Raw genomic sequence first — 2372 nt, forward strand, 5'->3', positions numbered from 1 at the left:
GCTCGGTCATGCCCAAGCAAGCTTGGTCGCGACTCTCGCCTCTTGATTAATTGACTTCCAAGAAATTTTCTTGGGCCGTCACTAAGCACATCTCCGATTCCTTCAATCTTCCCGAAAGTCTCGCGGGCTTTCGCCTCTCGTTCAGGTCGTTTTGGGTGACCCGTTCGAGGGTGAGACCAATTATAGAATTTTCAGGAATAAAAACAAGGGGTCAGCGTAAAAAAAATCAACTTTTTTTCATTTTTTTTGAAAAAAGTTCGAACCATCCGTAAAAGCTACATGATATTAACACAATATTAACATTTAAAATTAGTCATCAAAACCGATTAGACTATTTCTTAATACACCTACGCAATTTCGAATAGTAAAAATTACATACAATACTTTTTTATAACCGGTATACGAGCCAACACCCATATAACAGCAAAGCTTAAAATAAAAGTCACTATTGAACGAAGCGGTATTGCAATGACTGGATTGATAGCAGTTACCGTAAAGCCGATCCTTGAAAAGACAATATTAAAGAAATCATGTACCAAATACATTCCAAATGAATATTTTGAAAACAAAATAATTATCCTTTTAGTACGTTCTGAAAAGTCTTTATTTATAAAATAATCTTTGATAAATACATAAACCGCTACAGCCTGAATCGCAACATTAGGTCTAAAATTACCATAAAGTAATTCATTTGCTTTTCCCATTTTGCAACTAACAAGGAACGTCCCGATTATTTGAAAAACAAGAGATAATCCAGTCAATACATAAATCCATTTTTTTACACGGTGCGATAAATCATACCTAAACAAGTAATACCCTAGAATAAAATATCCGGCAAAACCCATCAATTCTTTTATACTAAAAGAAATCTTCAGTCGATCATCAACTAGTATCAAGACACCTTGAAGTAACGGCAACAAGGAGCCAAATAAAAAATACAAGATGAAGAGATAGTGGTATTGTTTTTTTGTCGCATACGTTGTAAAAACACGAATCAAAGGAACAAGTATATAGAGTCCAATAATCATGTATAACAACCACAAATGATACCATGCATGTCCAAACACAAAAGTCGAACACTGTTTTAGTATTCCAACTGTTAGTTCCTTATCGCAGACTTTGTCTAAAAAATCATTTTCGAAATGGACAAAGACCGATAAAATACCCCCCAAGTGATTAAGGCCATAACGATTCTAAAAATATTCTTGCGATATAGTTTTGACAAAGTTATCTCTTTTTGAGGATTCAAGAAAAACATTCCACTTACCATAACAAAAACCGGAACGACCCACCGAACCATGCATTCATAAAAATTCACGACTTGCCATGTAAATGATTGAACAGGATTTGTATAAAAACCAGAAGCGCTTACATGAATCATCATAACTGCAAAAACAGCTAAGAATCTTTCAAGAAAGAAATTCACTCTCTTACACCAAGTAGCATACCAATAAAAAAGGCGTGAGTCATTAGTGCCTATATGCTGGACGGGTCACCACAACCCTGCAATACACAAGCACAAAACGACCCACGCCCGATTGGGCGTGAGCGTTCGTCTTATTCTGTATTGCTCTTAGAAGTGGTGATTTTCCAGCATCGAATAAGAGACGAATCTCAAATGTTTTGCTCTATTTATAACCTTTGGGTCATTAGATAAAACAAAACTATGTCAGCATGAAAATAGCAATTACAAAAAACACTTAAATAAAAAAAGAGCCCGTTTCCAACAATAACGGACTCTCTTTATATCAACCGGTTAAAGAACATAGCTCAGCAACCGATTATAAATAGTGTAACGCTAGATACCAGCAGGAGAATGCCCCAGGCAGTCTCCACGATGGGTCCAACCTTTTTGATTTCTTTTTCGTTGTCTTTCATTGTCTTATCCTCACGACCCCGAGACCAGCAACATCGCCTGCCTACAATTCTAAACTACAATTACTGCGTGGGCGCGGAGTATACATTTTGGATATTTTTATGGACTTTTTGTCAAAATGCCAAGTTGGAATATTCAAGGTGCAAATATTGCAGGTCCGCATAACGGCGCGGTTTCCAGCGCGACCGGCATGCGAACAAAGAAACACAAACAACATAGAAAACTGATCAGATAAGCCGACAAGGGGAACCATGTAAGCCGATTCCCTCCCGGAACGGAGTCCGGGATGACAAGGGGGCGGAAATGACATGCAAGGCGAACGCAGCAAGAATAAGTAACTCATTCTTATTGCTGAGCCGCGGCGAAATCCTTGACGCGCCAGCAGGATTCGTGGGCGGCACAAAAAAGAAAAAGCCCCGCCCGACGTGTTGCGTCAGGCGGGGCGTGAATCCAGCGGCGACCTACTCTCCCGGGCCCGGGGGCCAGGTACCATCGG

2 protein-coding genes are annotated in these 2372 nt (G+C 39.4%); both read right to left on the bottom strand.

Annotated elements, in window-relative coordinates; genetic code table 11:
* Window positions 1–371: 371 nt before the first annotated feature.
* The gene (locus CRN95_RS14565; protein ID WP_159462329.1) at window positions 372–1067 is read right to left on the bottom strand and encodes an acyltransferase; all 696 of its coding nucleotides are present in this window, start codon (window positions 1065–1067) and stop codon (window positions 372–374) included.
* Window positions 1068–1123: 56 nt separating this feature from the next.
* Window positions 1124–1426: an acyltransferase family protein gene (locus CRN95_RS15160; protein WP_145994006.1), complete on the bottom strand. Its 303-nt coding sequence runs from the start codon at window positions 1424–1426 to the stop codon at window positions 1124–1126.
* Between the last annotated feature and the right edge of the window lie 946 nt (window positions 1427–2372).

Source organism: Fibrobacter sp. UWB16 (genome assembly GCF_900215325.1).
Taxonomy (GTDB): Bacteria; Fibrobacterota; Fibrobacteria; order Fibrobacterales; family Fibrobacteraceae; genus Fibrobacter.